21 protein-coding genes and 2 tRNA genes are annotated in these 26,813 nt (G+C 34.2%); 11 read left to right on the top strand and 12 right to left on the bottom strand.

Translation table 11 applies throughout. The annotated features are described in order from the left end of the window. Positions 1 to 2 precede the first annotated feature (2 nt). Positions 3 to 823 (bottom strand): IS5 family transposase gene (locus AACL20_RS03460; RefSeq protein ID WP_339051669.1). Its coding sequence is split into 2 segments (ribosomal slippage): positions 3 to 436 and positions 436 to 823, totalling 822 coding nucleotides; the frame shifts between segments, so codons are not numbered across the junction. A 770-nt stretch (positions 824 to 1,593) separates the two neighbouring features. Between AACL20_RS03460 and AACL20_RS03455 the strand changes: the two genes are divergently transcribed. Both AACL20_RS03455 and AACL20_RS03450 read left to right on the top strand, forming a co-directional pair. Next, positions 1,594 to 3,591 (top strand): acetyl/propionyl/methylcrotonyl-CoA carboxylase subunit alpha, encoded by a 1,998-nt coding sequence (locus AACL20_RS03455; protein WP_339052640.1) that lies wholly within the window; start codon positions 1,594 to 1,596, stop codon positions 3,589 to 3,591. Between the two features lie 483 nt (positions 3,592 to 4,074). Next, complete coding sequence (locus tag AACL20_RS03450) at positions 4,075 to 5,058, top strand: magnesium transporter CorA family protein (protein ID WP_339052639.1); 984 nt, start codon at positions 4,075 to 4,077, stop codon at positions 5,056 to 5,058. A gap of 355 nt (positions 5,059 to 5,413) precedes the next feature. On the opposite strand, the gene AACL20_RS03445 is transcribed toward AACL20_RS03450, so the two are convergent. The 5 genes from AACL20_RS03445 to AACL20_RS03430 all read right to left on the bottom strand — a co-directional run bounded on the left by AACL20_RS03445 (position 5,414) and on the right by AACL20_RS03430 (position 10,496). Next, positions 5,414 to 6,280 carry an IS5 family transposase gene (locus AACL20_RS03445; RefSeq protein ID WP_339051697.1) on the bottom strand — a complete coding sequence of 289 codons (867 nt, stop codon included), beginning with the start codon at positions 6,278 to 6,280 and terminating at the stop codon, positions 5,414 to 5,416. Between the two features lie 183 nt (positions 6,281 to 6,463). Then, the gene (locus tag AACL20_RS06925) at positions 6,464 to 6,589 is read right to left on the bottom strand and encodes a cbb3-type cytochrome oxidase subunit 3 (RefSeq protein ID WP_410519922.1); all 126 of its coding nucleotides are present in this window, start codon (positions 6,587 to 6,589) and stop codon (positions 6,464 to 6,466) included. A gap of 2 nt (positions 6,590 to 6,591) precedes the next feature. Beyond that, positions 6,592 to 7,320 (bottom strand): cytochrome-c oxidase, cbb3-type subunit II, encoded by a 729-nt coding sequence (gene ccoO, locus AACL20_RS03440; RefSeq protein WP_339052638.1) that lies wholly within the window; start codon positions 7,318 to 7,320, stop codon positions 6,592 to 6,594. Positions 7,321 to 7,533: 213 nt separating this feature from the next. Beyond that, a complete protein-coding gene (ccoN, locus tag AACL20_RS03435) occupies positions 7,534 to 9,024 on the bottom strand; it encodes a cytochrome-c oxidase, cbb3-type subunit I (protein WP_339052637.1) in 1,491 nt (496 codons plus the stop codon). 651 nt (positions 9,025 to 9,675) lie between these two features. Beyond that, positions 9,676 to 10,496, bottom strand: a protein-coding gene (locus tag AACL20_RS03430) for an IS5 family transposase (RefSeq protein ID WP_339051669.1) whose coding sequence is annotated in 2 segments (ribosomal slippage) — positions 9,676 to 10,109 and positions 10,109 to 10,496 — 822 coding nt in all. Because the reading frame shifts where the segments join, the coding sequence is not laid out codon by codon here. A 790-nt stretch (positions 10,497 to 11,286) separates the two neighbouring features. On the opposite strand from AACL20_RS03430, the gene AACL20_RS03425 reads away from it, so the two are divergent. Then, the gene (locus AACL20_RS03425; RefSeq protein WP_339052636.1) at positions 11,287 to 11,667 is read left to right on the top strand and encodes a hypothetical protein; all 381 of its coding nucleotides are present in this window, start codon (positions 11,287 to 11,289) and stop codon (positions 11,665 to 11,667) included. Here the strand turns inward: AACL20_RS03425 and AACL20_RS03420 are convergent. Beyond that, a protein-coding gene (locus tag AACL20_RS03420; RefSeq protein ID WP_339051669.1) for an IS5 family transposase occupies positions 11,630 to 12,450 on the bottom strand; the annotation gives its coding sequence in 2 pieces (ribosomal slippage) (positions 11,630 to 12,063 and positions 12,063 to 12,450; 822 coding nt in all). The genes AACL20_RS03425 and AACL20_RS03420 overlap by 38 nt on opposite strands. Here AACL20_RS03420 and AACL20_RS03415 point away from each other — a divergent pair. Continuing rightward, a complete protein-coding gene (locus AACL20_RS03415) occupies positions 12,449 to 13,609 on the top strand; it encodes a sodium:solute symporter family transporter (protein WP_339052635.1) in 1,161 nt (386 codons plus the stop codon). The two genes, AACL20_RS03420 and AACL20_RS03415, sit on opposite strands and share 2 nt — an antisense overlap. Positions 13,610 to 14,028: 419 nt before the next feature. On the opposite strand, the gene AACL20_RS03410 is transcribed toward AACL20_RS03415, so the two are convergent. Then, a complete protein-coding gene (locus tag AACL20_RS03410) occupies positions 14,029 to 16,395 on the bottom strand; it encodes a flagellar hook-basal body complex protein (protein ID WP_339052634.1) in 2,367 nt (788 codons plus the stop codon). 715 nt (positions 16,396 to 17,110) lie between these two features. On the opposite strand from AACL20_RS03410, the gene AACL20_RS03405 reads away from it, so the two are divergent. The 3 genes from AACL20_RS03405 to AACL20_RS03395 all read left to right on the top strand — a co-directional run bounded on the left by AACL20_RS03405 (position 17,111) and on the right by AACL20_RS03395 (position 19,151). Then, a complete protein-coding gene (locus AACL20_RS03405) occupies positions 17,111 to 18,715 on the top strand; it encodes a hypothetical protein (protein ID WP_339052633.1) in 1,605 nt (534 codons plus the stop codon). 271 nt (positions 18,716 to 18,986) lie between these two features. Then, positions 18,987 to 19,061 (top strand) — tRNA-Gly (locus tag AACL20_RS03400). 14 nt (positions 19,062 to 19,075) lie between these two features. Beyond that, positions 19,076 to 19,151: transfer RNA gene (locus tag AACL20_RS03395), tRNA-Ala, on the top strand. A 492-nt stretch (positions 19,152 to 19,643) separates the two neighbouring features. On the opposite strand, the gene AACL20_RS03390 is transcribed toward AACL20_RS03395, so the two are convergent. After that, entirely contained in the window at positions 19,644 to 20,240 is a 597-nt protein-coding gene (locus tag AACL20_RS03390; protein WP_339052632.1) for a UbiX family flavin prenyltransferase, read from the bottom strand. 1,358 nt (positions 20,241 to 21,598) lie between these two features. On the opposite strand from AACL20_RS03390, the gene AACL20_RS03385 reads away from it, so the two are divergent. Continuing rightward, a complete protein-coding gene (locus tag AACL20_RS03385) occupies positions 21,599 to 23,152 on the top strand; it encodes an ankyrin repeat domain-containing protein (protein ID WP_339052631.1) in 1,554 nt (517 codons plus the stop codon). A 42-nt stretch (positions 23,153 to 23,194) separates the two neighbouring features. Next, positions 23,195 to 24,015, top strand: a protein-coding gene (locus AACL20_RS03380) for an IS5 family transposase (RefSeq protein ID WP_339051669.1) whose coding sequence is annotated in 2 segments (ribosomal slippage) — positions 23,195 to 23,582 and positions 23,582 to 24,015 — 822 coding nt in all. Because the reading frame shifts where the segments join, the coding sequence is not laid out codon by codon here. Here the strand turns inward: AACL20_RS03380 and AACL20_RS03375 are convergent. Next, entirely contained in the window at positions 23,978 to 24,148 is a 171-nt protein-coding gene (locus AACL20_RS03375) for a hypothetical protein (protein WP_339052630.1), read from the bottom strand. The genes AACL20_RS03380 and AACL20_RS03375 overlap by 38 nt on opposite strands. Between AACL20_RS03375 and AACL20_RS03370 the strand changes: the two genes are divergently transcribed. Together AACL20_RS03370 and AACL20_RS03365 are read left to right on the top strand one after the other, a co-directional pair. Continuing rightward, a protein-coding gene (locus AACL20_RS03370) for an IS5 family transposase (RefSeq protein WP_339051669.1) occupies positions 24,147 to 24,967 on the top strand; the annotation gives its coding sequence in 2 pieces (ribosomal slippage) (positions 24,147 to 24,534 and positions 24,534 to 24,967; 822 coding nt in all). The genes AACL20_RS03375 and AACL20_RS03370 overlap by 2 nt on opposite strands. A gap of 136 nt (positions 24,968 to 25,103) precedes the next feature. Continuing rightward, positions 25,104 to 25,367, top strand: a complete 264-nt coding sequence (locus tag AACL20_RS03365) for a hypothetical protein (RefSeq protein ID WP_339052629.1) — start codon at positions 25,104 to 25,106, stop codon at positions 25,365 to 25,367. A 437-nt stretch (positions 25,368 to 25,804) separates the two neighbouring features. Here the strand turns inward: AACL20_RS03365 and AACL20_RS03360 are convergent, their stop codons facing one another. Further along, positions 25,805 to 26,242 carry a 6-carboxytetrahydropterin synthase gene (locus AACL20_RS03360; RefSeq protein WP_339052668.1) on the bottom strand — a complete coding sequence of 146 codons (438 nt, stop codon included), beginning with the start codon at positions 26,240 to 26,242 and terminating at the stop codon, positions 25,805 to 25,807. An 11-nt stretch (positions 26,243 to 26,253) separates the two neighbouring features. Then, complete coding sequence (locus AACL20_RS03355) at positions 26,254 to 26,583, bottom strand: DUF2610 domain-containing protein (RefSeq protein WP_339052628.1); 330 nt, start codon at positions 26,581 to 26,583, stop codon at positions 26,254 to 26,256. Positions 26,584 to 26,813: the final 230 nt, after the last annotated feature.

Below are 26,813 nucleotides of genomic sequence, written 5' to 3'. Positions count from 1 at the left end.
ATTTAAAGCTCAAAGTTATAGATACCAGCAAGTAAATTAAACCTTAAACCGAATCGTTTTCTTCTGTTCCTATAACGATCAGCGATAATTTTAAATCGTTTGATCATGCCTATGACGTTTTCATTTAAAACACGTTCACTAGACAATTGACGATTTTTCTTTTTATCTTTCCTGCTTAGTGGTCGCTTTTTTGTCTTTTTCTTTGGTAACTCTGAATTATAATGCAACTTATCAATGCCTTGATAACCAGTATCTGTAAGAACTTTAATCTCAGGGTGGATGTGAACTCCGGATTCTTTAAATAACCTGAAATCATGACGCTTGCCATTAGAAAAATTAGTGCAAATGATTTCTTTTTTCCTTTTATCCACAATAAGCTGAGTTTTTAGAGTATGTCGCCTCTTTTTTCCCGAATAAAAGTGCTTCTGTTTTTTTTAGGTCGTTCTATCGGTGTTTCAGTAGCATCAATTAACACAAGTTCGTATTCAGAATCGCTTTTTAGTAATGCTTTACGTCCAGGTAGTGAAAATCGTTTATCTTTAATTAGAGTATCTTCAATCCAACGTATATTACGATAACAGGCACTTTCACTTATTCCATAACTGCGGGAAATATGAAAATATGTCCTGTATTCACGCAAGTACTCAAGCGTCATGAGTAATCGATCTTCTAAAGCCAATTTATTGGGTTTTCCACCTTGAGACTTTAAAATAGCTTCAGCTTCTTTTAATATACTTAGTATAACTTCAAACGTTCCTCGTTTAATGCCAGTAAGCCTGCGAAACTCTTCTGCGTATTCATCTTTGATGTTTTCAAACTTCATGTTATCCTTGATAAAATCAAGGATTTTAATCAATTTATATGGTTATGCAAGAGGTCTAATGAAAGTAGACTAAAATTTACATGATTAGGCAGTATCGGCAAAGTCACTTGCGTAGCAAATAAATTTTTGGCGGATAGACTAACCAAGAGTGTATAGCAGATTTTTTTGCAACACAAAGAGATAGATTGTATGTGAAATGAAGAGTTTTAACTTGCGTACATTAAAGTTAGACCTCAAAACGAGCTAGGAAGAGATAAGGGAGAATATGTATAATCAATATATCAATATATAACGAACAGTCTTAACCACAAATTTTGAGAAGTATGACTAGTATATATGTCTCAAATTTATATTATATCCTAGTTGCCATATTGATACAGATTCTTTATATAGAGTCTTGTGCATAAATTCTTGCTGATAGAGAGGTATAGTTGTTCTGTATTTTTAGTAAATCTTAAATAATACTTGTTTGGATTGTTATGGTGTTATCTATTTATGTAATGGTAGCATGGTGACATTTGCATGGACTTGGTGCTCATTTAACGGGGCTTAGTTTTATCTTTACTAAAATACTTGTGAGATTTCGCACTTAAGGAAATTGTAGAAATATGCTACATTATTTCATATTTTGCTATAAGCTGACGTATAGATATTAGCAACTTGTAGTTTGATTAGGTGGAAGCGGTGTAATTGATTTGTTTGTAAATATTAGTAATAAATTTTCCTCCTGATATTAGAAATTTTAGAGTGATATCATAAAAAGCGATCACATGATAAAAAAAATATTAATTGCAAATCGCGGTGAGATAGCTTGCCGCATTATAAGAACGGCAACTAAGATGGGGATCAAAGCGATTGCTGTCTACTCAGATGCTGACAAAAACTCTCTGCATGTGAGGCTTGCAGATGATGCTATATATGTTGGTCCTGCAACAGCTACACAGAGTTATCTAAATCATAAAAGGATTTTGGATGCGGTGAAGTTGTCTGGTGCGGATGCTGTGCATCCTGGATATGGCTTTTTATCCGAGAATGCTGAGTTTGCTGAGTTATTGGAAAAAAATGGTATAACATTCATAGGACCTTCTTCAGATGCAATACGTAAGATGGGTGATAAAATTCAAGCGAAAAAGATAGCACAAGCTGCGGGTGTGAACATAATTCCAGGATATATAGGTGCAATCAAAAATGAAAAAGATGCGCTGAAAATAGCATCTAAAATAGGGTATCCTATAATGCTTAAGGCTGTAGCTGGAGGTGGAGGCAAGGGTATTCGCGTCGTGCGTAGTCCAGAAGAAATGCAACAAGCTTTTAACTCTACTAAAAATGAAGCAAAGAACAATTTTGCAGATGGTAGAACTTTCATAGAGAAGTTTATAGAAAATCCAAGGCATATAGAAATTCAGTTAATTGCTGATCAGCATGGTAATTACTTATGTTTTGGTGAGCGTGAATGTTCCATACAGCGTCATCATCAGAAAGTTATAGAAGAAGCGCCAAGCGCGTTTATAGATGAAAAGATGCGCAAAAAAATGTATGCTCAATCAGTTGCGCTTGCTAAAAAGGTAAAGTATTTTTCAGCAGGGACCTTGGAATATATAGTAGACAATGATAAGAATTTCTACTTTCTTGAAATGAATACAAGGCTCCAGGTTGAGCATCCTGTTACTGAGCTTGTTGCAAGTGTTGATCTTGTAGAACTAATGATAAAAATAGCTTGTGGTGAAAAGCTGCAGATTAAACAAAAAGATATCAAATTAAATGGTTGGGCCTTGGAGTGTCGAATATACGCTGAAGATCCAAGTGGTGGATTTTTGCCATCTACAGGTAGAATTAACACATATAAAGAGCCTACTTCTACTGCTTTTGTGCGTGTAGATAGCGGTGTTTATGAAGGTGGGGAGATTAGCATGTTTTATGATGCTATGATCTCAAAGCTTTGTACGCATGCTCCAACTAGGCAGCAAGCAATAAATCTAATGAAAGATGCGCTCGGGCAATATGTTATTCGTGGTGTTTCACATAACATAAGCTTTCTTCAAGCAATACTTGCAACGCAGCGATTTCTTGAAGCTGATCTATCTACAAATTTTATAGATAATGAATATAAAGATGGTTTTGCTGGCGCTATTCTAGGAAGTGAGGAGAGTGTTGTTGTCTTATGTGCAGGAGTTTATATACTCATGACAGATGCGCAAAGAGCTAATCGTGTAAATGGGCAACTTCGATCAGCACAAAAGAAATCTCTAGGTACGCGTTGGGTTGTTAGAATAGAAGATAAAAGTTATCCAGTGACTGTAAGACCAATAGAAGATGGTTATAAGATCGCATTTGAAACTCGTAGATTTTATATAACTAGTCGTTGGATTTTAGGTAGTAAGCTTTTTCACTGTGTTATTAATGGTGCAAACTATAGTGTTCAGATAGAATATGTAAAAGGTGGACTAAATCTGACATTTATGGGTCATACAGTGCGTGTTAGCCTATTTACGCCAAGAGCAGCAGAATTAAATAAGTTCATGAAGAAAAAGACAGTGAATTTCGTACAAAATGATCTCGTAGCTAATATATCTGGTTTAGTTTCGGATGTAAAAGTTAAGAAGGGAGATCAGGTTGTACGTGGACAGCATGCTGTTGTTATCGAGGCGATGAAAATGGAAAATATTCTTTCTATTCCGACGGAAGGTACAGTGGTTAATTTACATGTAGAGAAAGGTAAAACTGTTAATAGTGGTGACTTGTTAATAGAGATAGAGCCAGCCAGCTAAAGTATTATTTAAACTAAGTATCTCTTACTATAGCGCTACCTGAAGTAAGCGCACGCGCTTTAATGGCATGATTTTTTAGAGTGCTTCATTTCTGAATCAAATATTATATAATATTATTTGCGAAGAAATGAACGAAGTGATACCAACTCCACAAAATAATAGTATATATTTGCTGCGTATTTTTAGAAAGTTTAAGATGAGATTTGAGTTTAGCTATACTAGAAGTACAGCGGCAAATAGCGTACTTAAGTTTTCTAAAAAGACGAAGCTAAAGTGTTCTGTTACCTTGTGGGAGTTGGTATAATATAGAAAATCAGTTCAAAGAAGTTCTGTGCAAGTGACTTTGCCGGCAGTGCTATATCAGTTGCCTTGTTTGTTAACCACTTTTGTTTTCATGGTTTGTCTATTTTTTTAAGATGGTGTATTTACAATGTATAGGGCTATGTAGCACTTATCAGCAAACTATTTTTATATTATTTACTTATGATCATAGTATACTCATTAGCTAAAGATAAGCTGATAAAAGCCGAATTTAAGGTGGGTGGAGTTATACCTGCTGAGGCTGTTTGGATAGATTTGCTTGAGCCCTCTATTGAAGAAGAGCGTTTTATAGAAAAGCAAATGTCGCTTAATATACCAACTCGTGAAGAAATGGATAAGATAGAAGTCTTGACGCCATTTTACGAAGAGGGTGAAGCTCACTATATGACTATTACAGTTTTGGATAAAGCTGTAAATGAGCATCCTGATAGTACTGCAATAACATTCATACTATCACAATCATGTTTGATTACAATAAGGTATACTCGTCCTAAGTCTTTTAGTAGTGTTGCGTCAAGAATGATGCGCTTTCCATTGCTTTGTACATCACCTGAGATTGTTCTTGCAAATATTATAGATGCTCTTGTGAATAAGATTGCAGATGTACTTGAAGAAGCAGGAAATGAACTGGATGCTCTACTGAAATCTATTTTCGAAAAAACGCATAATCACCAGATCATTTCAACAAAACACTATAATAAAATTATTCGCAAGATTGGTTATATGGGGAACCTTATATCAAAAAATAGAGAAAGTCTTGTTAGTATAAATCGAATGTTAATATATTTTAGTCAGATTGATGAGACTAGATATGTTGGTAAGAGAGAGCATAGAGTGAGGTTCAAGCATATAATACGAGAGCTACATTCTTTGGGGGAATACGCAACCTTCCTCTCGCAGCGGAATAGCTTCTTGCTTGACGCAACTCTTGGTATGATATCAGTTGAGCAAAACATGATTATTAAGGTTTTCACCGTTGCTGCTGCTGTTTTTATGCCGCCTACGTTAATTGCAAGTATATATGGTATGAATTTCAAGTATATGCCAGAATTACAACTCTGGTTTGCATACCCACTTGCAATTATTCTCATAATTGCATCTGCACTATTGCCTTATACTATCTTCAAGAAGAAGGGATGGTTGTGATAATATATACTTCACTAGTGCGCGCACCAAAAGTCTCAGAAGTGGCATAAATGATGTTTAAAGTGTCAAAATAGTGTTTTAAATCCGTAAGAAAATGTTACAATAAAGCGCAAAAACTTACGGATTTTGTGAAAGTAGCATTTGCAGCATAGGGCCAATTAATATATCAGAAAATTAGCGTATGGCAGATTTAAAAGCTAATTTTTGTATATTTCACTTCTCCACAAAAATTGATTTGCTCAGCAAATCAATTTTTGGCGGATGGGCTCACTAAGGAGAATGTTAGCCTGCAGAAAGATCTTTTGTTAAAGCAACTTTGTTGCATAAATAAGCATGTATGTTGATCAGCTGCTATTTATGGGATACGTATAGTCTTAGGCATTCCGATGTCCTTCATTTGATTTAAAATTAACAGTGATAATTTAGCTTCGTTTTGTTGAGCTAAGAAGTGTATTGCCTTAAATTTGTTACCAATGATTCTTTTATACCTAGAAAATGTTTCTTCAACTTTTAGTCTGTTGCCATAGTTCTTACTACCATCCTTTGGTGGACCAACAAAGCAAGATGCTGAAGTATTAGAGCAACATTGCATATAATACAGCATCCTTTTCTTATAGTATGCACCATCTCCAACAATTTTCTGAACCTTGTTATCAATCTGATCTAATAATTTAGGAACTGTTGCTATATCACTATCTCTTAATTTAGTAACTTCTCCAGCAATTATATTGCCATCATCTGTAACTGCTATATGCAATTTACGCCATATACGTCTTTGTCTTGTACCATGTTTATAATTAGTCCACTCTTTTTCTCCTAATACCTTTATTCCTGTGCTATCCAAAATTATGTTCACTTTCCCAGTAGGTTTCGTGGTAACAAAATCTACCAGAATGCTTCTAACTCTTCTAGAAATGGTTGTATAATCTGGGGTAGGTAATGATATATTTAAAATCTTCAATATGGATCTCACGAATCCTTCAGATTGTCTGAGCCTTAAATTAAATACTTGTCTTATGGTATATATAGTTTGAATCGCTAAATCTGAATATTGCTTTTGCCTGCCTATGCTCCTATTTATAGACGCTTTCTCAATCCATGATTCTATAGCTTCTTTTGTAAACCATATCGTTATATCTCCTCTACTTTCTAAGCCTTTGCTATATTCACTCCAGTTTATCACTTTGTATTTGCCTTTTCGTAACTTATTTAATCTAGCCATTTATAGCTTTGCTCTATTTAGTGTATTGTTCCATAAACTAACAAAACAATGTTAATTTATCATTATGAATTTTAGAATAACAGAAGACATAATACTTAGAACAGCATAACTCTTAAGTATTTATGCAACAAAGTTTTGCATACCAAAATAAATCCTGCACTCCTTAGAGTTATGACGCAAAGACTATATATCCTTTTCGTCGTGCAGTGGAATTTGGCTGCACTCTTCGTAATGTTTTCTGCTTCCTGGGCGCATAATCCAAGCAACAATAATTATACAAGCAAACATCAGTAGAAAAAGCTGTATCATACTCACCAATCCCTACCTTTGTTAGTTTTTAGATCTACCTTATTTCCTAGCCCTTGCAAATATGCAATCAACGCATCCATCTCAGTAATTTTAGTAGTATGTTTATTAAACTTTCTGATTGCAACTTTAGGATATCGTTTTTGGAAATCATCTATAACGTCAGGATCATGTTCAAAGCTAAGCTGCACATTTATATCACTTAAATAATTCTTAATATCATCCTCTTGGTATGGAACACCAAGCATAACAAGGATTTTCATCTTTTGTTGAAGTTCTGAAGTATCAACTTCAGCATTTAGCAAGAAAGGATAACCAGGCATTATAGATTCAGGTACAACACTTCTAGGATTCACTAAATGCTCTACATGCCAATCATCTGAGTATTTTTCACCTATTCTAGCAAGATCTGGCCCAGTACGTTTTGAACCCCACACAAATGGAAAGTCAAACATACTTTCGGCCGCTAGAGAATAATGACCATACCTCTCAACTTCATCGCGCAGGACTCTAATCTGCTGACTGTGGCATCCATAGCAACCTTCGCGTTTATATATATCAAAACCTATTAGCTCAAGAGGAGTATATGCTCTCATACCTTCAACATTTTCTATAGCAACCTCTTTTTTAAATAATGGGAAAATCTCTACTATAGCACCAACTGACGTCACTATGATAGTCAGCACTATTAGTAGAAAGATACTTTTTTCTATCTTTGTATGTGGATTATCCATACTTTTTATCCGATAAATTTATTTATAATAAATAGATGACATCCCATCCTAGAAATCTACAGTTTTATTTCTCATATTCTGGAGCCAATATATTTATAAGCTTCAAAATAGTAAACACTCAATAAAAAGACAGCAAGTGCTATAAAAATATAAGCCGTTTGCAATTTTAACACCAATTTAACAAAGCAAAACTTATAAACTACTCAATCCTACTTATGTCCCTCTATGCAATACAGAGTTGCTTACAGAGCTTTCAGATAACGCACTTGTACCCAAATCACTATCGTCTTTGTGTCTTGGCATGCGGATGGTCAAAAACACATTAAATACCATCAGCATAACACCAAGCAGAAAGAATAAACCACCAAGTGCTCTGATAACATAGTAAGGATGCATTGAAATAACAGCTTCTATAAATGAGTATTTCAAGAACCCCATATCGTTATACGTCCTCCACATTAATCCTTGTGCTATTCCAGCAGTCCACATTGAAGTTATGTAAAGCACTATCCCAACAGTCGCAAGCATAAGGTGTGCACTCATCATCTTTTTAGAGTATATATCTTTTTTTTCCCAAATTACTGGAGTCATATGATATATCGCAACAAAGCTTATCATAGAAACCCATCCAAGCGTTCCTGAATGCACATGACTTACAGTCCACTCTGTGTAATGACTAAGCGCATTTACAGTCTTAATAGACATCATAGGTCCTTCGAATGTGCTCATACCATAAAACGCAAGCGAGATCACAGCCATTTTTAGCACAGGATCTTCCCTGAGTTTATCCCATGCACCAGAAATAGTCATGATCCCATTTACCATACCGCCCCATGATGGAAGCCACAGTATCAACGACATCGTCATCCCAAGTGTTTGTACCCAGTCAGGCAGAGCAGTATAATGTAAATGGTGAGCTCCTGCCCATACGTAAAAGAAAATTAACGCCCAGAAATGCATTATAGATAATCTATAGGAGTAAACAGGCCTGTTTGCTCTCTTTGGAACAAAATAGTACATCATACCAATAAATCCAGCAGTCAAAATAAATCCAACAGCATTATGTCCATACCACCACTGTATCATTGCAGATTGTACTCCAGAGAACGCAGATACACTATGTGGACTCAATAATGATATAGGGATCGATATATTATTTCCTAAATGCAATACAGCAACAACAAGTATAAAAGACAGATAAAACCAGTTTGCAACATATATATGATTCTCTTTTCTATTTTTTAATGTCATCAGATAAATGTAAAGGTATAATACCCAAATGACAGTAAGCAGAATATCAGCATACCACTCTGGTTCAGCATATTCCTTACCTTGAGTTATACCAAATAAATATCCAACTCCTGCAATGATTAAAAACACCTGATAACTAAAGAATATTATTCTGGCAAGAATTGGACAAGCAAGCCTAGTTCGGCATGTTCTTTGCACAACAAAAAAAGATGAACCTATCAAGATGTTGCCACCAAACGCAAATATCACAACAGATGTATGGAATGGACGCAGCCTACCAAAATTCAGCCAAGGAAGATCAAAATTCAATAATGGATAAGAAAGCTCTAGTGCAAGATAAACACCAGCAAGCATACCAACAAAAGCCCAAATGACAGAGGCAAGAGTAAACCACCTCAGCACTACATTGTCATAATTTTCAAAAGCAACCTTATTGGCTGTCAGATCATGCATAATATAAAATATCTAATTAATTTAACATAAGCCAAAATGACTCAACCTTAAACTCTATTTAATCAAAGACCTATAATGAATTTCATGCTCATTAATTCAAGTTAAAAAATAAGATAGAGATGCAACTGGAAGCGCAGTAAATAATAGAGTTCATCTCTGCTCTCACAAAAGCCACTCATCATAAAAGACATTATTACCTATTGATACTTAATAGATTTGTTATATAGCCTATCCATCCAAAATAGATTGGCGCAGCAAATCTATTTTTATGGAAAGTTAAATATACTAAAATTAGCCTTTAGGCTGGGTCTTGCACTAATTTTCGGATATAATAGCAAATCCCTCCAAGTAACAGAACACTTTAGCTTCATCTTTTCTTTAAAATTTAAGCGCGTGCACTTACTTAAGGTGGTACATAACAAAAAATCCATAAGGTTTTTGGCAATTTTGCCACTTTTTCTGTTGGACTTTCAGTGTAGTATCATTGCTTGCAGGCCAATATAAATCCTGCGCCTCTTAGAGTTATGAAGCAAGCGACTATATAACTATACAAGATATATCTGGAAGCAAAAGTACTTGTTACTCCTACGGGATAGTAATACACCTTTCTAGTATATCAAGATGATCTATTAGACCTCTTGCATAACCTATTTAAAGCTCAAAGTTATAGATACCAGCAAGTAAATTAAACCTTAAACCGAATCGTTTTCTTCTGTTCCTATAACGATCAGCGATAATTTTAAATCGTTTGATCATGCCTATGACGTTTTCATTTAAAACACGTTCACTAGACAATTGACGATTTTTCTTTTTATCTTTCCTGCTTAGTGGTCGCTTTTTTGTCTTTTTCTTTGGTAACTCTGAATTATAATGCAACTTATCAATGCCTTGATAACCAGTATCTGTAAGAACTTTAATCTCAGGGTGGATGTGAACTCCGGATTCTTTAAATAACCTGAAATCATGACGCTTGCCATTAGAAAAATTAGTGCAAATGATTTCTTTTTTCCTTTTATCCACAATAAGCTGAGTTTTTAGAGTATGTCGCCTCTTTTTTCCCGAATAAAAGTGCTTCTGTTTTTTTTAGGTCGTTCTATCGGTGTTTCAGTAGCATCAATTAACACAAGTTCGTATTCAGAATCGCTTTTTAGTAATGCTTTACGTCCAGGTAGTGAAAATCGTTTATCTTTAATTAGAGTATCTTCAATCCAACGTATATTACGATAACAGGCACTTTCACTTATTCCATAACTGCGGGAAATATGAAAATATGTCCTGTATTCACGCAAGTACTCAAGCGTCATGAGTAATCGATCTTCTAAAGCCAATTTATTGGGTTTTCCACCTTGAGACTTTAAAATAGCTTCAGCTTCTTTTAATATACTTAGTATAACTTCAAACGTTCCTCGTTTAATGCCAGTAAGCCTGCGAAACTCTTCTGCGTATTCATCTTTGATGTTTTCAAACTTCATGTTATCCTTGATAAAATCAAGGATTTTAATCAATTTATATGGTTATGCAAGAGGTCTATTAAATTCGGCTATTTTTCAAGCAAAATTCTAACACTTGCAGCTAATTATAATGTAACAAACAACGGCATATATAAAAATATCTGCAATACATGAAATATTATCTTAATGATTATTTAAAGTTGAGTTTGTACTACTAAATCAGAATTAACTTTTGTAATGCTTGATAATTTATCTACACAATGCATGTTTTTATTTCACTATTACTTCTGCTAGTTTAGTAAAAACTTGATAAGCATCATCCTCACGTTACTTATAAATAGTTGCAAATTAAATATAGTGGAATTTCTTTTTCACATTATTTTTTAAAATATGATACATGATAAAGATACAAATAAAAGAATTCAGGATTTTCACATTATAGCTTTTTTATCTCAAAATTTTAGATTAAGCAAAAAAGTGTCAAATACAATTTAAATCTGAGTATTTAGCTTCATCTAGGTTAAATCTAATCCAAATGCTGACGAACAAAGAGCAAAGCTTTATAGCATTATATGGCGAAGGCAGCGCCATATTTTAAAATATTTAGATTTTATAAAAATTTTAATTGTTAAGGCTTTATTGACGTAAAAAATGTTATTATGATACACTTATAAGTAGGGATAATATAAAGAAAGCATTAATATTATAGAGCTTGTTATTAATTTCTATATCGAATACTTGTATATCTTTTGCAAAGAAATGAACGAAGTAATATACAAGATTAAGCAAAAAAATATAAGGTTAAGAAAAAATGCATATCATAGACATTGTCATTGTTCTTATTTACATTGTAATATGTATATTGATTGGTTTATATAAAGCAAAATCAATCCGAACTTTAAAAGAGTATGCACTAGGTAGCAATTACTTCCCTAATATTATTATCATCCCTACTTTATTTGCTACACACTTAGGCGCTGGAAGTGTAATGGGCCGTATTGAGAAAGTTTATACACTTGGTATATTCTTTATAGTCACTCAGATTTTCTGTCCTTTATCTTGGATACTTGCTTCAAAAATATATGGTGAGAACATAAGTCAGTTTCGTGGCTGTATTTCACTTACTGATATAATAGACCTCTTGCATAACCTATTTAAAGCTCAAAGTTATAGATACCAGCAAGTAAATTAAACCTTAAACCGAATCGTTTTCTTCTGTTCCTATAACGATCAGCGATAATTTTAAATCGTTTGATCATGCCTATGACGTTTTCATTTAAAACACGTTCACTAGACAATTGACGATTTTTCTTTTTATCTTTCCTGCTTAGTGGTCGCTTTTTTGTCTTTTTCTTTGGTAACTCTGAATTATAATGCAACTTATCAATGCCTTGATAACCAGTATCTGTAAGAACTTTAATCTCAGGGTGGATGTGAACTCCGGATTCTTTAAATAACCTGAAATCATGACGCTTGCCATTAGAAAAATTAGTGCAAATGATTTCTTTTTTCCTTTTATCCACAATAAGCTGAGTTTTTAGAGTATGTCGCCTCTTTTTTCCCGAATAAAAGTGCTTCTGTTTTTTTTAGGTCGTTCTATCGGTGTTTCAGTAGCATCAATTAACACAAGTTCGTATTCAGAATCGCTTTTTAGTAATGCTTTACGTCCAGGTAGTGAAAATCGTTTATCTTTAATTAGAGTATCTTCAATCCAACGTATATTACGATAACAGGCACTTTCACTTATTCCATAACTGCGGGAAATATGAAAATATGTCCTGTATTCACGCAAGTACTCAAGCGTCATGAGTAATCGATCTTCTAAAGCCAATTTATTGGGTTTTCCACCTTGAGACTTTAAAATAGCTTCAGCTTCTTTTAATATACTTAGTATAACTTCAAACGTTCCTCGTTTAATGCCAGTAAGCCTGCGAAACTCTTCTGCGTATTCATCTTTGATGTTTTCAAACTTCATGTTATCCTTGATAAAATCAAGGATTTTAATCAATTTATATGGTTATGCAAGAGGTCTAATGCAACAATTATATGGAAGCGTTGGTAGAAATATCACTAATATTACTTCTATTGTGATTTCTATAGGGGCAGTAGCAATGCAAGCCATTGCAATGGGAAGCATTATAGATTATTTTTTCCAGACTGGTTATTCATATAGTGTAATTGTCTCTATGTTAATACTTTCCACTTACTCCGCATTTGGTGGCGTAAGATCTGTTGCATTTACTGATGTCTTTCAACTTATGATCTTTATGGTAGCAATACCCATTGCATGTTCCTTTGTATACCATGATATTGGCGGATATAAAGGTATAATCAATTCTTTGCCTAAAGATATGATAAACTTCAGCTTAAATAAAAGTAATATTTGGTTATTTCTTAGTCTAGCTTTTTATTCTTTGTTACCAGTTTCATCCGGGGTTTATATGCAAAGGTATTTAATGTGTAGGAATTCAATGCAGCTTACTTATTCTCTCAATTATGTTGCTATAATAAGTTTATTTTTTATGAGCATTATATGTATAATAGGACTTACTTTAAAAATAAAAGAGCCAAATATTGATTCTCACATTGTATTTATTTATTTTATTGCAAATCATGTTGCTGTTGGGTTTAAAGGATTAATTGTAGCTGGGTTGCTTGCAGTAATTATGTCTACTGCTGATTCTTGGCTTAATAACGCAAGTGTTCTTTTTACGCATGATATTATAAGAAAAATAATGCATTTAACTGAAAGGCAAGCTTTACTACTTGCAAGAATATTTACATTTATTATAGGTATTCTCGCTATTTTTATAGCTATTCATAGAAAAGAATTAATAGAGATAGAGTGGTTCATAAGTAATGCTTGGGTTCCTCTTATTGTAATACCATTAATTGCAGGCTTTTTGAAGTTTAGAACAAATGGCAAATCATTCATATTTTCTTTGATACTAGCTATATTTTTCACTATTATAAGTGCATACATATTAGGAGATTTCAACACAACAAGCTCGATGTTTGGCACTATAGGTAGCGCTATAGGCTTGTTTGGAATGCACTACTGGCAAAAATATAATTCTGCAAAATTGTCATACTACCAAAAGCTTAATCATATTCTCATATTTAGGGACAAGTAATATAAATTCCTTATTATAAGTAAGATGTATGAATAATTGCATACGTAGTCTATCAGTCAAAAATTTATTTGCTCAGCAAAGCAATTTTGATTGATAGACTTTATAATTTGCAATTCGCGTTAAGTAGTTGTTTTAATTAGTACGCGCCGCGCCACAAAAGTCTCAGAAGCAGCATAAAATGGTGCCACGAGTGTCAAAATAGTGTTCTAAATCCGTAAGAAAATGTTATAAAAGACCAAAAAACCTTACGGATTTTGTGAAAGTAGCATTTGCAGCATAGGGCCAATTAATATATCCGAAAATTAGCGCAGGGCAGATCTAAAAGCTAATTTTTGGCGGATAGATTAATTAACATAGCGAAGATTTTAAAAAACCCACCTCTATAGGAGGTGGGTGAAAGATACTACTATCAAGGTAGATTACCTCTTAGCTGCAGATATTATATCGTTTATCATGGAATTATTTACCTGAAATCCTGCGGTTAACATAGCGTTCCACTGTCCTGTATCGATAATTTGTGTCATTTCTTTTATTGATGCAACATTACTGCCTTCTACGCTACGAGGTAGTATATTTGGAGCTGAGCCAGAACCAGCTGCAAAATATTGCACTTGACCTGAATTGATCGATTGTGAATACATTCCGCTATCACGCTCCATCAGGTGTTGAGGTGCTATGACTGCTGCTACTGGAACTTGATATAGATTTTGCGTTTCTCCATTTGAGAAAACAGCAGATATTATCCCATTTTCATCTGACGACCAGCTAGAAAATGTTGCTGTTGTTCTGCCATCTTTAACACCTAAATTCAGAGTATAATCCATGTTTTGTTGTAGTATGTTCTCAGTGCTGAAACTTATGTCAATACTACTAGGAGATACACCATCTGGAACACTAGTCCAATCAAATACAGCATTTGAAGAGCCTAGCGCTGGAATAGCTGCTTGAGATTCTTGAACTATGTTCATTTTATTTGGATCTGCAAGTGCACCGCTTATGCTTACAGCAACGTCAGGGGCCGCACCTGTAAATTCCAGCTTACTTGCATTCCCATCTTTTGATATGTTAACCTTTATTGGTAGATCGCTAGATAAAATTGCTGTAATTAAGTCAAATGTTGATTTGATACCTGCACCAGGGTCATATTGAAAGCTTCTTGTTATTCCACCTGCTGTGATATCAAGTGTATCTCCATTTGCTGCTCCTACTGATAGGTTAAGTTCTTGGCTTAAATCTCCTATATCTTTACTGACATATGGAGTTTCAATTTTAGAAATACCTTGTAGATGTCCACTTCCATCAAAACGTAGTATTCCTGCTTGCGCTATTAAATTATTTCCTTTGATATTGTCTTGTGGGTAGTATATCTCAGCGGCCCAGATATTATCACCCAATTTTTTGGCAGCCATGTAAACCTGCCTTGCATTTCCTTGAGCATCATAAACCTTGTTTTCACCAAAAGTGTCTGGCGTTACATCTCCTTTAGACATACTACCTTTGCCCGAAGCCAATGGGCTATAAGATGGTTGTTGAGTCCCAATCTGCTTATTTGACATACCAAGAAGACCTAGTAAATTTTTATCTGTGTCTTGGCTGCGGTTTGTAATCATTACAGAGGAGCTTGAGGCTGTTTCCAGTAATAAAACAGAGCTAGATGCTCCATTTGTTGTCATTTGCTCGACTTTTGAAAATGCTTTTGAATTTGACTTAAGCAAGCCCGCTAATCCTTGCATAGTAACAAACCTATTTTCCCCATTTTCTGCGCTTGGTATAGAGCTATTATCGAAAGCAAGCGTTTGAAATAACGCGCTTGGATTTTTTGGATCATCCGCAACTTCAAGATCGGATGATAAGTTTTTTGGAGCTATCATTAGAGAGAGTTGATTTATTCCACCTACTGTATCTGTAAGTACGCTAGCTTCCAGTGCAGAATTTGTGTTAATCTGCGCGACCAACTGGTCTAGAAAGTCTTTGTTGTTTGTGGCTGTGGTAGAAGCTGTGATAGTGACGTTATTATTACCTGCTTTTATCTGTATTGTATTTCCATTTAGTGCAACAAGATTAGTTCCAGCTTCATCAAATTTCCCTGAGTGTACAAATCCGCCGAATGTATACTGCTGTAAAAATGGTTTTCTTGCTCCATCGCTTCTCTTGCTATATTCGTTTTTTGCTCCATCTATTGCTGTAACTGAAAAACTCGTTCCGCTTTTTAGAGCGCCGGGATTGATGAATTTATCTGGACTGCCTTGGGTTGTTAGTAAAGTTTGTGCTTTTCCTGTTACTATTTCTCCTGAATTTAGCCTCATTGTAGTGTCAATTTTTGTTGTCGCTTCTGCCTGTAATATAGCATTTTTATCTATAAATATTGGCACAAGCTCTGAAAAATCAGATGTTATTTCTCCATCTGTCAGTTTTGCACCAAGCAATACCTTTCCGCTTGAGTCTTCTTTTAGAATACCATTTTTATCAGTCTCAAAAGAGCCTGTAGGTGTTAATAATACTTCTGTGCTATCTTCATTTGCTGCAACTGGCAAAAAGCAATACATTCCATTATTTTGATTTTTAACGCTGAAGTCACCTTCTCTGTTAGTAAACTGCACATTACCTTTCTGAGCAATTGTCGATCTTGATTTTACATCAACATTTCCAGTTCCTGCGACAAGATTGGCAAAATCCTGAGCCGGGCCTTTTGCACCGTTAACATTCACATTTGAAAGATTATCTCCTGCAATTCTCATTGACTGTTGAGCTGTTAAAATAGGACCAACAAAATTGCTACCAGCCATAGTTTATTACTCCATAATATTTTTTGATCATTTTTTTACTGCATGTACTAGCGTTTTTCTCACTAGACATCGAAATAATTAGTAAGCAAGTTTTGTGCCAAATAATGTTTACTTATCACTAAATTGAAAAATCTTATAGTAAGTATAGTGCCACAAAGCTTGATTATATGAGGGATAGCGAATAATATATAGATATGCTATAATTGTATTTTTATTTATAGAAGATCATAAGGATGTTATAGCGACTTGAGTTGCATGATCGTGCTATGAAAATTGTTTACTAGGAGTGTAGATATATATTACCATATGTTGTAACAGGGATTTTCTACTTATAGTATTTGTGAAAATTACGAGCAATATATAGTAAGATTTGATCTTTACTATAAAGTATTGGTATACGGTTAAGTTATTATGCATTTACTATCATGTATTGTTTGTGAATGATAAGATTGATGTAAATTGATTGCAATACATTGAACAAGTGAGAAATTTGCCTTAGGTTATTTGTTGTTGTTTGTGCACTATGATGCTTTGTTGGTTACTATTGTCGTTTGAGTAATCTAAATAAATTATAGGTCATTGCTTGTTTTTAATTTTAGATACTAAGTTGTAGTAATATTTTAAGAATGAGATTAATCATAATGTATGGTGTGAAAAAATGTTTTCTGTTCTATCACAGATCATCACTGCGTTAAAAGGTATTGTAAAAACAGCTATGTTGGCATATCAGGGATATGATGCTGCGGCTGGCGATAAAAAAGGTCTTTTGAAAACGCACTCTAGAGAAGATTTGAGGGCTGCAGTGGAAAAAGACAATGAAAATGAGAAGGAAAGTGAGAGTGAGAAAGAGAGTGAAAAAGAGGAGGAGCATCCAGGTATTATAAAGAGAGCGCTCTTTGCTGTTGCATCTTTTACTATTTTTCCTGTAGCTAGTGGTATTGGCGCTGTCTATAGGAAGATAGAGCCGGTGATAGATGCAGTACATAAAAAGCTGGAGCCGTGGATAGATAAACTTGGATCACCTACTGCATGTAGGATATATAGCTTAGTGGGGGCAGCATTCTTAATGATTAACCCAGTTTCAATGCCACTTGGAATAGCTGCATGTGCAGTATCTGTATGTAGTATAGTAGTTGCTGCTGGAATAGAAGCAAAAAGGTTATATAACCTTCGAATTCTGCAAAAAGAAGAGAAGATGCTAAATGAATACAAAGGTGTGAATGATACGCGAAAAGAATTGATTGGCAAACTTTTTGAATTGAGGCCTGACGTTGCTAGGGAACTTGTTGGTGTTATCAATTTAAATCCTGAAATTGATCCTGAGTATAAGGGCGAGGTCAAGAAGGCTAGCTGGAGAGACACTATATTTAAAGGGGTGGTTGGTAGAGTCCCTGAGAATATAGCATGTATTCTATCAAGTGTCGCATCTTTAAATCCTGTTTCTATATCATTTGCAGTACTTGGTACAACTCTTAATTATGGACAGAACATTAGAATGCAACGTGCTTTTGATAGTGAAGTTGTTAAACTATTAAAAGATGTTGAGATGTTAAAAAAAGATATAAAGCTAGTTTATCAAAATTCCAAAGGTCTTGAGCTAATAAAGCCTGCAATAGATTCAAGGTCTGCGGATAATGCAGGCCTTAAAGCTATGTTAGATTATCTAGAAAAGCATCCTGATGCAAGTATTAATAAGTGTGCAGAAGAATGTAATATTGCAACTGCAGAGTTTGAACGTAATAATCAATTTGGCCTCTCTAGATCTTTCGGAGATAAAACCAAAGAATATTTTGGGTGTTTTCGTGATGTTATAATAGGCGGTTTATCTACAGAAAATACTCATAAAATGTTTGCGCCAAGAGCAAATAATTATGAATATTATGAGCAAAAATTGCAAGAGAAGAAGCAGAGTGTTGCGAGCGTTGAAAAGGAGCATGTAATTCAGAATGATATTGTTCAAAAGAAAGAAGGTAATGTTCCTGTTATCAAGGAAAATGTTGGTAATATGTTTACTATAGGTCAAGATAATAACGCACAAGTGCCTCAGGAAACTATAGGCGCTACTGTTGTTACTCCAAGTGAAGATACAAGTAAGATGAAAGGAGAGGTAGCAAAAGGTGCTATTGATGAACAAAGAATACAGCAAGGCATAGTACAAGAAAAAGCTAATACAACAACTAAGCTAAAAACTAATGTGGGTGTTGTAAGTGACAAGGTTAGTACAAAATTTGCAAAAGAACATCATAGTAGTTATGGAGAGCTTATAAAACAGAGCAAAGAGAATGCACGTACGTCACGCGTTCCGGCAGCCGGTGGATAAAATTAGTGGGAAAAGTGGCAAAATTGCCCAAAACCTTATGGATTTTGTGAGGTACTGCCTTCATCGATATGAAGGGTTAGTTTGCCATACCATATGTGATAAATACTCGTATCTGTAATACTCAATGATATTATTTTTTGTATTGCTGTGATGAATAGTATTGACAAGTTATTGCATTTCTGGCAAAACAACAGCTTATGAGTGATTTACCGTGGGTCTGTGGTTTTATTTTACTGCTTGCGCTCTCGACATTCATCTATTGGTTGCATTTGCGGGTGTAGCTCAGGGGTAGAGCGCAACCTTGCCAAGGTTGAAGTCGAGGGTTCGAATCCCTTCTCCCGCTCCACGTTTACTCTTTTTGGGGGCATAGCTCAGTTGGTAGAGCATCTGCTTTGCAAGCAGAGGGTCATCAGTTCGAATCTGATTGTCTCCACCATATATTTTTTTGGCTTTCAGCTGTTTTTTGCAAAAAGCTTAAAGCTTCATCTTTACAATGTTTCTATATTAAACCAGCATCTCTCATATAAAAATCATGTGGTTGCATGTTTTCGATATATTCAAACCACATAGTCGCCTGTGTCATAAATCTAAGAAGCTGAGGATTTATGTTGGCTTGCAAGTAATTATACTGTACCAAAAGTCCTGCAGAAAAGGTGGCGAAATTGCTCAAAACCTTATGGATTTTGTTAAGTATAGTATTTGCAAGTATTAGAAAATGATATGCCACAAAATTAGCGCAGGGCAGTTCTAAAGGCTAATTATTAGTACATTTAACTTTTCTCTACAAAAATTTATTTTCCGCAGCAAATCGATTTGTGACGGATAGACTACATAAGATTTTTTTGATCGCAAATGTAGTGTATATCAGTCTTACACTTCTTAGAGTTATGGCGGCAGGCGACTAAGAAGTTAAAGTGTTATTTGTCATTTAAAGTTTTTTCTGCTTCCCATTCCACCTATCACTGCATTCTATATGAATCCCAAAAAGATCTAAAATTCTTGCTGCACTGTAGTGCACAAGATCTTCGATATTTTTTGGTTTAATATAAAAGGAGTTTAAAGGTGGGGCAATGATTCCGCTCATAAGAGTTATTTGTTTCATTGCTTCTATATGACTTAGATTAAATGGTGTTTCTCTAAGCATTAAAACCAGTGGTCTTCTTTCTTTTAGTGTAACATCTGCTGCTCTTATAATGAGATTATCTGCGATTCCATATGCAATTGAGGACATTGTTTTTACTGAACAAGGTGCGATAATCATCCCGTCATGTTTAAACGAGCCGCTTGAAAGGCAGCTTTTTATATCGTGACATTTATATGAGAATGTTGCAATACTCTTGATATCATCGATTGAGTAATTCGTTTCATAATTTATCGTGATATTAGCGGCATCGCTAATTATCAGATGTGTTTCAATACTAAGAGTTTTTAAGATCTTTAAGATCTCGATACCATATGCGGCACCTGTTGCTCCTGTCATTGCAATAACTAGAGATTTTGGTGTATTTTTCACTGTTAAATTCACAATAAACTTCTATAAAATAGTCAATATGAAGAAAATTAGCTGCAAAGTTAATTTATGTTCAATCTCACAGATAACAGAACACTTTAGCTTCGTCTTTTTAGAAAATTTAAGTGCACGCATGGTTATTGTACTTCTAGTTCAGATACACTCCAATCTCATCTTAAATTCTCTAAAAAATACGCAGCAAATATATGTTGTTATTTGGGGAATTTGGTATTATTTGAGTTGTGAGATGGATAATAATACTTTATTTTCTATATGTCATCACTATGTATTACTTATGAGTATTATTCAAAAATTATCGTGTATGCAAATGCCTTTAAAACATATTAAATATCTTTTTATGCTTGATATTTTGGTATATTGGCAAAGAAATTAATGAAATAATATGGAAAATAAGGACGAAAAGGTCTGCGCAATAACTCAAGTTGACGGTGCTATATTTAGATGAGTTGCTAATGACAAAATAATTAGCAGCTTACATTATTAAAAATATGATCAAAACAAGTAATATCTATTTTATCTAAAGTTATATTTCACATATAACAAGAATTACATTAAATTGCAATAATAATCCAGCGATATCGTATAAAATGCCGCTATTATCTAGATATAATCGCATATATAATAAAATTATGCGTTGTTGGTGGGGATTTATCGGCTAAAATAATGAATAGGTAATGTTGATATTACCTAATTCTAACAAATAATGTAGTTAGATGATTTGAATATGCTAGTCGTACTTTTCAAAATTGGCTGTTATCAGAATGCTCCTTATGTATTTTGTTAACACCTTTGGTGTCTAATTTTTCTTAGCTATTTTTGAATTCTAACTCGTATATGCACAAGTTAAATATTAGACCTCTTGCATAACCTCATTCTGAGCTAGAAATTTTTTGCAAAACGTCGCAACAATGATCTCCGTGAGTATTTTTATGTATTGGTGACAATAAAATCATAGTTTTGAACAGGTTATGCAAGAGGTCTATTAACTCTTCGTTTCACTGCTGTATGTTTGTTTGGAAAATTGAAGAGTGACTTTGAAGCTGCATATTACTTGTTCGTATATAAGAAAAAAGAGCACTTTTAATGCTCAAAAAAAGACGACATTCAAATTATATAATCTCTATCATTTGCAATGATTAGTATATCACATTCTCCAAATAAATTTATCAATAATCTATTTTCTGAAAAAGCAGTGGTAATAAGTATATATTTGCTAAATATTAAGCAAATGAATTGAATTATGTGTTTTTAACAAAATAGAAAATCAAAATCAATTAGACGCTTATTAACATTAAATTTTGTTTTAATATCGGAAGTTTTTGTTTTATACAACGCAAATTTTTGGAGTTGATATGAAATATACAGAAAAGATGAAAAATTTGAGACAAATTTATGATAAAGCAATCAATGAGGTAAAAGATAGCGATTATTCTATATTAAAGCAGATATTATATGATGCTGAATTTTTTTTGCGTATTTTAAGGCAAGAAGATGGCAAAACTCTTCAAACTTTCTTTGATATTGCTGCAAAGAATGGAGAGGATATTAAAGCAATGATAGAGAATAAGGGTGATATCAATGTTCAGGTAGCAACGCAAGATATTAGTCCTGAGGTGATAAAATTATTACTTCAATATACTGAAAAGAAAGAAGTAAAGATGAGTATACAAAAGATCCTACAAAGTGGATGTCATATGACGCTTTACTATGCGGCACAAAACAAAAACCATGAAGTGATCAAATTATTGTTTGAACAGGCTCAAGCAGTAGGAATAGATATGAGGGAAATTTTTAAGCAGCATCATAGCATAATCCTGGACGCAGCCGTAAGCAATCCTAACCATGAGACGTTGCAATTATTGCTTGAATACGCTAAAGATGCAGAAATAAACATGAAAAAGAAATTGGAGAGTGAGGATTATCAAATACTTCGTACTGCAATAAAGAATCAAAATATTGAGGTGCCAAACTTATTACTAAAAGAATTGGCTGCGACTGGAGGCCGCAGAGTTGAAGCTCTGCTTTATAATAAGCCATCTCTTTTTATAGCAAAAGAAGAGATAGTAATGCTGGCATTATCATATGTGGAAGAGAAAGATCAAGAATCTTTTGCAAGACTTTGTGGTTATATTTTAGAGCATAATGCATTTGAAAAGATTGTTAGTAATAACTCCATCAAAAATTCAATTATATCATCATCATATAAAATATCTGCTCTAAGAGAAAAAGTTGCAGGCACAATCTTTTTAGGATCATCAATTGACAGTATGTGGCATAAAGATGGTGATTTAACACAAATCAGCTTAGTTAAAAAAGATATGATGCAATATTACCAAGGAAATAAATGTGGTAAACTGAATAAGCATCTAAAATCACATTTATTATCATTTCTGATGAAACCTGTTCATGAAGATCCAGATTCAGTAGGTGAAATACTTACTTTGTTGCGCAAGCCGCTTCATAAAGCATTAGCTGAGCAGAGTAATAAAAATAACATTTTTTTAGAAGAAGTTGCTTTGCTTACAGAATGCAAACAAGGTATAGAGCCGCCAGCACCTCCTCCTATTCATATTCGAGGGTTGAGGGAAGGACTTCTTGACGTGGATCTCAGCACAATAGAAACAAGTAATAATTCAGGTTCTATTCAAGCTGTCGCTTTACCGATGACGAGAGAAGAGCGATATGGTTTTGCTTCACGCTATGAAGAAGAACAATATACTGAGTATGCGCAGTATATCACAATACAATCAGAGGATGTGCTGCAAGCACTACATTACATATCTATTGTATTTAAGGCATTAGATACTGCTTTAAATTTCGTAAGATTTGCACACGAACCAACGGTAGATAATGTTAAAAAAGTTATAATTGACTCTGCACACTTGTATAATAGACCTCTTGCATAACCATATAAATTGATTAAAATCCTTGATTTTATCAAGGATAACATGAAGTTTGAAAACATCAAAGATGAATACGCAGAAGAGTTTCGCAGGCTTACTGGCATTAAACGAGGAACGTTTGAAGTTATACTAAGTATATTAAAAGAAGCTGAAGCTATTTTAAAGTCTCAAGGTGGAAAACCCAATAAATTGGCTTTAGAAGATCGATTACTCATGACGCTTGAGTACTTGCGTGAATACAGGACATATTTTCATATTTCCCGCAGTTATGGAATAAGTGAAAGTGCCTGTTATCGTAATATACGTTGGATTGAAGATACTCTAATTAAAGATAAACGATTTTCACTACCTGGACGTAAAGCATTACTAAAAAGCGATTCTGAATACGAACTTGTGTTAATTGATGCTACTGAAACACCGATAGAACGACCTAAAAAAAACAGAAGCACTTTTATTCGGGAAAAAAGAGGCGACATACTCTAAAAACTCAGCTTATTGTGGATAAAAGGAAAAAAGAAATCATTTGCACTAATTTTTCTAATGGCAAGCGTCATGATTTCAGGTTATTTAAAGAATCCGGAGTTCACATCCACCCTGAGATTAAAGTTCTTACAGATACTGGTTATCAAGGCATTGATAAGTTGCATTATAATTCAGAGTTACCAAAGAAAAAGACAAAAAAGCGACCACTAAGCAGGAAAGATAAAAAGAAAAATCGTCAATTGTCTAGTGAACGTGTTTTAAATGAAAACGTCATAGGCATGATCAAACGATTTAAAATTATCGCTGATCGTTATAGGAACAGAAGAAAACGATTCGGTTTAAGGTTTAATTTACTTGCTGGTATCTATAACTTTGAGCTTTAAATAGGTTATGCAAGAGGTCTAATATGTTACATGGCTTTAATTGGTATTCTAATGCTGTCAACGCAGCTGACATTAGACCTCTTGCATAACCATATAAATTGATTAAAATCCTTGATTTTATCAAGGATAACATGAAGTTTGAAAACATCAAAGATGAATACGCAGAAGAGTTTCGCAGGCTTACTGGCATTAAACGAGGAACGTTTGAAGTTATACTAAGTATATTAAAAGAAGCTGAAGCTATTTTAAAGTCTCAAGGTGGAAAACCCAATAAATTGGCTTTAGAAGATCGATTACTCATGACGCTTGAGTACTTGCGTGAATACAGGACATATTTTCATATTTCCCGCAGTTATGGAATAAGTGAAAGTGCCTGTTATCGTAATATACGTTGGATTGAAGATACTCTAATTAAAGATAAACGATTTTCACTACCTGGACGTAAAGCATTACTAAAAAGCGATTCTGAATACGAACTTGTGTTAATTGATGCTACTGAAACACCGATAGAACGACCTAAAAAAAACAGAAGCACTTTTATTCGGGAAAAAAGAGGCGACATACTCTAAAAACTCAGCTTATTGTGGATAAAAGGAAAAAAGAAATCATTTGCACTAATTTTTCTAATGGCAAGCGTCATGATTTCAGGTTATTTAAAGAATCCGGAGTTCACATCCACCCTGAGATTAAAGTTCTTACAGATACTGGTTATCAAGGCATTGATAAGTTGCATTATAATTCAGAGTTACCAAAGAAAAAGACAAAAAAGCGACCACTAAGCAGGAAAGATAAAAAGAAAAATCGTCAATTGTCTAGTGAACGTGTTTTAAATGAAAACGTCATAGGCATGATCAAACGATTTAAAATTATCGCTGATCGTTATAGGAACAGAAGAAAACGATTCGGTTTAAGGTTTAATTTACTTGCTGGTATCTATAACTTTGAGCTTTAAATAGGTTATGCAAGAGGTCTATTATATACTTGGGCTATCTTGGTGAAAATATGGCGCTGTACTTCGGCACGCTGTTATAACAGCTGCTTATACTGGATTGTATTATTCTGCTGCATACCTTGTTGCAGCGCCGCAAATGACATTCCTATATAGTGCCGCTGTTGCTGGTTATAGTGCATATACTTCCATCTCCAACTTATATTCGCTATATAAAGAGTATGGCAGTGATGACTGGTTTTTTAAATCGAATGCTGCATACGCTGCGTTTGGCTGGCTTTTGCATAGTTCTTTAGGAGAGTTTAATAATGATCACGTTACGGAGCGCAGCAACAATGCAGATGTTTATTTAGCAGATGATATGATTCTAATTGAACATTCCAGTCAGTTAGAAGCTCAATAGCCAATCTATTAAAATAACAAAAGCGCTGGTTCTTTTCTTAGCGTCGCCTTTTAAACCAGCGCTTTTAAAGTCATCTGCGTCATAATTTCCTAAGAAGCTATAGAATTTATGTTGGCTTGCAAGCAATTACTTAACGAGCGATCTTTTCAGGTGCCAATTTTTGAAAAGTATGATTAGTATACAACTTCTTTGCTATTTTGCCATGTTAATGGATGGACTAATAACATTAGACCTCTTGGGTAACTCAATTTCTGAGTGCGCCTGGTGCGTCGCCTTAATGCTAAAGGTCGTTATATATATTATTAATACATGCCTCCTTTGCGCGTCTCAAGCCTCTACCACTTGCTTCTCATAAATAGGTTCTGCGAGAGGTCTATTGATTAGTAATTATTTGAAAGACGGATGCATTAGAAAGAGGAAGGCACAGTTGATCAGATCTAATAGCACTGCTTACTTAAATATGCTTCTGAATAACAATTTGTTGTTTCATATAGCTTGACCTTAATACATTTTACATTATGTTTCTCAAAAAGCTTTGGGCATACATAATTTATTAGATAGTGTGCCATATTTTCAGCTGTTGGATTATAGTCAAGATAATAAACCTTTTGCCCAGTGAGATCAGAGATCCTGCCGCCTAGCTCATTGTCTTCAGAATTTAATATTATATTGTGATCCCAGTGTTCCAGTAACCAACCATTGAGCACATCTTTAATGCTTGCAAAATCTATAACCATACCTAGTGCTGATAAAGCTTCAGCGGCAAAAGTTGCTTCAATTTTATATCTATGTCCATGCAGCATCCTGCACTTGCCATGATATCCCATGACTCTATGGGCTGCGTCAAATTCTATTTTTCTAGTGCAAGTAATTATTGACATAAAATCTAGCCCTTTAATTGCTGAATACTATTTGATATTTTATTTTCACTACTTTTACTCTCACTATTATATTCTATTGATTGATTTGAAGATGCTTCAAGTGCATATTGCCATAAATCCATAAATGGTACATTACTCCTTTTTGCTAAGTCTTGTATCTTTGCAATTGTTTCCATTATATCTTGAGGTATCTGTCCACCTTTATCCTTTGTAATCCACTCTGCTTGAAAGTGTAGAGGATGATGATCAGGTGCTGAATCACCTAAAAAGACTGTAATCGTTTGTTTTGCTCCGTTAAAAAAGCAAGGTATGTCAAATTTTTTCAATTCAGTCATTATATAGATTCTCCCAACGAAACACCCTGTATATAACTAAAAAAATCATAGATGAGAAAACAAAAAAGTTTGCAACATTTATAATATTCATTTATGTCTCTGGAGTATGCTACAACTATACTTTATTAAATTCAAGAAATTGTATAATGGAATTTGCATGTTAACAAGTTCTCAAGTATGTCCTCATTGTTCTTGCAATACTACGGAAATATTGCTATGCGGTAATTGTG

The organism is Candidatus Lariskella endosymbiont of Epinotia ramella, from assembly GCF_964019805.1.
GTDB lineage: Bacteria > Pseudomonadota > Alphaproteobacteria > Rickettsiales > Midichloriaceae > Lariskella.
Note: the sequence above shows the minus strand (reverse complement) of the source record. Positions and strands in the feature narration are given on the sequence as shown.